Raw genomic sequence first — 5083 nt, 5'->3', positions numbered from 1 at the left:
TCGCGTTGACGTTCTCCATCGGGTAGCCGGCGCTCTGCCAGGCGCGCAGCCCCTGCTTGAGCCGGTAGACGCGGGTGAAGCCGTGCTTGCGCAGCTGCCGGGCCACCGGCGCCGTATCTGCCATCTCCACGATCCACCCTATCGACTCGGCCACCCTCCGGGCCAAGGCCCGATTCTACGCCATCGCCGGCCCCAGGCCTGCAGCCAGCAGGGTCCGCTGGTATCATGCCGTGCTGACCGATACGGAGCGAGCCACGACGCGAGGGGCCGATGCAGGAGTTCTGGGAGTTCGCACAAAGCAACTGGGGGCTGGTACTGGCGTTCCTGCTCATCCTCGGCTGGTGGATCGGCGGCGAGCTCTTCCACTGGTACAGCGGGGTGCGGGGCGTCGACGGCGACGGGGCGACGCAGCTCTACAACCGGGAGTCGGCCCTGTTCATCGACATCCGGGTGAACAAGGAGTTCCGCAAGGGCCACCTGCCCGGCGCCTTCAACCTCCCCGCCACCGAGCTCGAGCAGCTGGTCAGCAAGCTGCGCAAGGAGGCCGGGGAGGGCAGGCCGCTGATCGTCTACGATGAGAACGGCCAGCAGGCGGCGCCGGTGGCCCGGCAGCTGCGCAAGCACGGCTTCACCCGCGTCTACCGGCTCAAGCAGGGGCTGCGCGCCTGGCAGAGCGCCGGCTACCCGATGGAGAACGTCAACGCGAAGGGGTAACAGGCATGGCAGAGGGCAACGGCAGCAACGAGAGCGCGGCCCAGGGGCAGGGCGGCCAGCAGTTCCAGATCGCCAAGGTCTACCTGCGCGACGTCTCCTTCGAGGCGCCCGAGGCGCCGGGGATCTTCCAGTCCGAGTGGCGGCCGCAGATCGACGTCGAGCTCGGCACCGCCTCGGCGCAGATGGGCGAGGGCACCTTCGACGTCGTGCTGACCATCACGGTCACGGCGAAGGTCAACGAGCAGACCGCCTACCTCTGCGAGGTCCGGCAGGGCGGCGTCTTCCGCATGGAGGGCTTCGACGAGGCGCAGATCGAGCACCTGCTCGGCGCCTACTGCCCGGCGCAGCTCTTCCCCTTCGCCCGCGAGGCGATCAACGACCTCGTGGTCAAGGGCGGCTTCCCGCAGCTGCTGCTCGCCCCGGTGAACTTCGAGGCGCTCTACCTCCAGCAGCGGGAGCGCGCCGGCGAGGGCGCCGAGGCGGCGGACCAGGGCCACTGAGCCGATGGCCACGATCGCGGTACTCGGGGCGGGGGCGTGGGGGACGGCGCTCGCCCACGTGCTCGGCCAGAACGGCCATACGGTCCGGCTCTGGACCCGCGATCCGGACCACGCCGCGGCCATCGCCGCCGCCGGCGAGAACCGGCGCTACCTCCCCGGCTGCCCGCTGCCGGCGGCGATCGAGCCCACCGCCGACCTCGCCGCGGCGGCCGCGGGCAGCGACTGGCTGCTCATCGCCGTGCCGAGCGCCGCCTTCCGCGGCCTCGTCGAGCGGCTACCGGCGTGCGCGCCCCGGCGCATCGCCTGGGCGACCAAGGGGCTGGAGGCCCGCTCCGGGGGCCTCCTCCACGGCGTGCTCGAGGCGCTGCTCACCCCGGCGCCCACGCCGGCCGTGCTCTCGGGGCCGAGCTTCGCCGCCGAGGTCGGGCGCGACCTGCCCACGGCGGTCACCGTCGCCTCGCCGGACGCCGCCTTCGCCCACGAGATCGCCGCCGCCTTCCACAACGAGCACTTCCGCCCCTACGTGAGCACCGACATGCTCGGCGTCGAGCTCGGCGGGGCGGTCAAGAACGTCCTCGCCGTGGCCACCGGCATCAGCGACGGCCTCGGCCTCGGCGCCAACGCCCGCGCCGCGCTGATCACGCGGGGGCTCGCCGAGATTACCCGCCTCGGCGAGGCCCTAGGCGCCGACGGGCGGACGCTCATCGGCCTCGCCGGGCTCGGCGACCTGCTGCTGACCTGCACCGACGACCAGTCGCGCAACCGCCGCTTCGGGCTCGCCCTCGGCGCCGGGGCCGGCGTCGAGGCGGCCCTCGAGCAGGTGGGCAGCACCGTGGAGGGGGCCCGGACGGCCGGCGAGCTGCACGCCCTGGCCCGCACCCACGGCGTCGAGATGCCGATCTGCACCGCGGTCCAGCGCATCCTCGCCGGCGAGCTCTCGCCGCAGCGCGCCGTCACCGAGCTCATGGAGCGCGCGCCCAAGGCGGAGTTCGCGCCCGACTAGCCGCCGGCGCTCCTCGCCGTCCCGCCCTCCTCGAGCCCCAGCTCCTTGATCTTGCGGGTGAGGGTGTTGCGGCCCCAGCCGAGGCGCCGGGCCGCCTCCTGGCGGTGCCCGCCGCTGTGCGCCAGCGCCGCCCGGATCAGGATCCGCTCGAGGGCGGGCAGGGCCTCGTCGAGGAGGTCGTCGCGCCCCTCCCCCAGGGCCGCCTCGGCCCACTGCGCCAGGGGGGTCTGCCAGTCCGCGGCGCCGGGGGCGGCCGGCGCCGCGGCGCTGCCCGCCCCCGGCGCCCGCAGCTCCGCGGGCAGGTCCTCGGGGACGACCTCCTGGCCGCTGGCCATGACCGTCAGCCACCGGCAGGTGTTCTCGAGCTGGCGGACGTTGCCGGGCCACTCGAGCCCCATCAGGTACCGCTCGACCTCCCCGGAGAGGCGCTTGGGCTCGACGTCGAGCTCGCGGGCGGCGGCGGCGAGGAAGTGGCGGGCGAGGGCCGGGATATCCTCGCGGCGCTCGCGCAGGGCGGGCAGCTGGATGCGGATGACGTTGAGCCGGTGGTAGAGGTCCTCGCGGAAGAGCCCCTCGGCGACGCGCCGGTCCATGTCCTGGTGGGTGGCGGCGATGACCCGCACGTCCACCTGCATGGCGGTGTGGGCGCCGACGCGGTAGAACTCGCCGTCGGCGAGCACGCGCAGCAGCCGGGTCTGGAGCTCCGGCGGCATGTCGCCGATCTCGTCGAGGAAGAGGGTGCCGCCGTGGGCCTGCTCGAAGCGCCCCCGCCGGGTCTGCTGGGCGCCGGTGAAGGCCCCCCGCTCGTGGCCGAAGAGCTCCGACTCCATGAGCTCGTGGGGGATGGCGGCCATGTTCAGGGCGACGAACGGCCCCGCGGCGCGCGGGCTGTGGCGGTGGAGGGCGCGGGCGACGAGCTCCTTGCCGGTGCCGGACTCGCCGGTGATCAGCACGGTCACGCTGGAGCGGGAGAGCCGCCCGATGGCCCGGAAGACCTCCTGCATGGCCGGCGCCTCGCCGAGGATCTCCGAGCTCCCCTCGCCGGGCTCGGCCCCCTCCGGGGCGGCCCGGCGGCTCGCCACGGCGCGGTGGACGAGGGCCACCGCCTCGTCGACGTCGAAGGGCTTGGGCAGGTACTCGAAGGCGCCGCCCTCGTAGGAGGCCACCGCCGCGTCGAGGTCCGAGTAGGCGGTGATCACGATGATCGGCAGCTGCGGCGTGGAGCCGCGCAGGCGCTCGAGCAGGGCGAGGCCGTCGGTGCCCGGCATGCGGATGTCGGTGATCAGCGCCGCCGGCTGCACCCCGTCGAGCTCGGCGAGGGCCGCGTCCCCGCTGGCGTAGCAGTGCACGCGGTAGCCGGCCCGTTGCAGGGCCTTCTCCAGGACCCAGCGGATGGACCGGTCGTCGTCGATGACCCACACGAGCGGCTGATCGTCACTCATGCTCCGTCTCCATGGGCAGCCAGATGGTGAATACCGTGTGGCCGGGCTCGCTGACGCACTCGATGAGCCCGCCGAGGCGGCTGACGAGGTTCTGGGCGATGGGCAGCCCGAGCCCGCTCCCCTCGGAGCGGGAGGTGACCATCGGGTAGAAGATCTGCTCCTGCTGCTCCGCCGGGATGCCCGGCCCGTCGTCGATGACGTCGATGCGCGCCACCAGCCGGTGGGGCCGGTCGGCGATGGTGAACTGGCGCTGGGTCCGGGTCCGCAGGGTCACCCGCCCGCCGGGGCCGGCCGCCTGGCGGGCGTTGCGCACCAGGTTGAGCACCGCCTGCACGAGGTGGTTGTGCTCGGCCGGCACCGGCGGGATGCTCGGGTCGTAGTCGCGGACGATGGGCTCGTGCTCGCCCTCGGCGCCCTCGGCCTCCACCAGCGCCCGCACCCGCTCGAGGACCTCGTGGATGTTGACCGGCTCGCGGCGGGGCGGGGTGTTGGGGCCGAGCAGCGAGTCGACGAGCTTGCGCAGCCGGTCCGCCTCGTCGATGATCACCTGGGTGTACTCGCGCAGCGGCTCGCCCTCGAGCTCCGCCTCGAGCAGCTGCGCGGCGCCGCGCAGCCCGCCGAGGGGGTTCTTGATCTCGTGGGCGAGGCCGCGGATGAGCTCCTGCACGGCCCGGTTCTGCGAGAGCAGGTGCTGCTCGCGGGTGATGCGGGCGTGGCGGTCGACCTCGGCGAGCTCGAGCAGCACGCGGTCGCGGGCGAGGGGGGTGACCGTGCAGTCCACCGTCACCGGCCGCTCGGCGTGCAGCGGCAGGCGCCGCTCGCGCTGGGTGTAGGCGCCGCCGGTGCGCAGGGCCGCGGTGACGAGCTCCTGGAGCAGCCCGGTGCCCCGCGCCGCCTGGCGCAGCGGCTGGCCGAGGACCTGCCGGCTGCTGATGCGGAAGAGCGTCTCGGCGGCGTGGTTGAGGGTGACGATCCGGCTGCGCTCGTCGACCACGAGCACCGCCGTGGTCAGCTCCTCGAGGATGCTCCGCTGGGCGTCTTCGGTCTTCGCCATACCCTGAGCCTAAGCAAAGGACGGGCCAACACGCGGAGGCCCCGCAAAAAAAGAGGGCGACGCCCCGCGGGCCCCGCCCTCCGCATGCACGCCGCGCCCCGCGGTGCGGCCTAGATGCTGTAGTAGAGGTCGAACTCCACCGGGTGGGTGGTCATGCGCAGCCGCGTGACCTCCTCCGTCTTGAGCTCGATGTAGGCGTCGATGAGATCGTCCGAGAAGACCCCGCCCTGCTTGAGGAACTCCCGGTCGTTGTCGAGCGCCTCGAGCGCCGCGTCGAGCTGGAAGGCCACCTTCGGGATGTCCTGCTCCTCCTCCGGCGGCAGGTCGTAGAGGTTCTTGTCCATCGCCTCGCCGGGGTGGATCTTGTTGC

General features: G+C 73.4%; 5 protein-coding genes and 1 pseudogene. 3 read left to right on the top strand and 3 right to left on the bottom strand.

What is annotated here, in order from left to right; translation table 11 throughout:
- Positions 1-270: 270 nt before the first annotated feature.
- The 3 genes from CKO13_RS10520 to CKO13_RS10510 are packed head-to-tail and all read left to right on the top strand — an operon-like array spanning position 271 to position 2217.
- Entirely contained in the window at positions 271-714 is a 444-nt protein-coding gene (locus tag CKO13_RS10520) for a rhodanese-like domain-containing protein (RefSeq protein ID WP_200260624.1), read from the top strand.
- A gap of 5 nt (positions 715-719) precedes the next feature.
- The gene (gene secB / locus CKO13_RS10515; protein WP_200260621.1) at positions 720-1214 is read left to right on the top strand and encodes a protein-export chaperone SecB; all 495 of its coding nucleotides are present in this window, start codon (positions 720-722) and stop codon (positions 1212-1214) included.
- A 4-nt stretch (positions 1215-1218) separates the two neighbouring features.
- A complete protein-coding gene (locus CKO13_RS10510) occupies positions 1219-2217 on the top strand; it encodes an NAD(P)H-dependent glycerol-3-phosphate dehydrogenase (protein ID WP_200260618.1) in 999 nt (332 codons plus the stop codon).
- Here the strand turns inward: CKO13_RS10510 and ntrC are convergent.
- The 3 genes and pseudogenes from ntrC to glnA form a co-directional block, all read right to left on the bottom strand.
- Positions 2214-3659 carry a nitrogen regulation protein NR(I) gene (ntrC, locus tag CKO13_RS10505; RefSeq protein WP_200260615.1) on the bottom strand — a complete coding sequence of 482 codons (1446 nt, stop codon included), beginning with the start codon at positions 3657-3659 and terminating at the stop codon, positions 2214-2216. The two genes, CKO13_RS10510 and ntrC, sit on opposite strands and share 4 nt — an antisense overlap.
- Entirely contained in the window at positions 3652-4713 is a 1062-nt protein-coding gene (glnL, locus tag CKO13_RS10500) for a nitrogen regulation protein NR(II) (protein WP_200260612.1), read from the bottom strand. Before glnL ends, ntrC begins: the two co-directional genes overlap by 8 nt.
- A 110-nt stretch (positions 4714-4823) precedes the next feature.
- Positions 4824-5083 (bottom strand): annotated as a pseudogene (gene glnA / locus CKO13_RS10495) (glutamine synthetase); the annotation flags it as partial.

Origin of the sequence: Halorhodospira neutriphila (assembly GCF_016584055.1) — a bacterium.
In the GTDB taxonomy this organism is placed as follows: Bacteria; Pseudomonadota; Gammaproteobacteria; order Nitrococcales; family Halorhodospiraceae; genus Halorhodospira; species Halorhodospira neutriphila.
The sequence above is the reverse complement of the archived record's forward strand: the minus strand, read 5'-3'. Positions and strand labels throughout refer to the sequence as shown.

Bases quoted from the DNA above. Each gene is read 5' to 3' on its own strand.
- CKO13_RS10520 (WP_200260624.1), top strand. From the start codon at position 271: ATGCAGGAGTTCTGGGAGTTCGCACAAAGCAACTGGGGGCTGGTACTG.
- secB (WP_200260621.1), top strand. From the start codon at position 720: ATGGCAGAGGGCAACGGCAGCAACGAGAGCGCGGCCCAGGGGCAGGGC.
- CKO13_RS10510 (WP_200260618.1), top strand. From the start codon at position 1,219: ATGGCCACGATCGCGGTACTCGGGGCGGGGGCGTGGGGGACGGCGCTC.
- ntrC (WP_200260615.1), bottom strand. From the start codon at position 3,659: ATGAGTGACGATCAGCCGCTCGTGTGGGTCATCGACGACGACCGGTCC.
- glnL (WP_200260612.1), bottom strand. From the start codon at position 4,713: ATGGCGAAGACCGAAGACGCCCAGCGGAGCATCCTCGAGGAGCTGACC.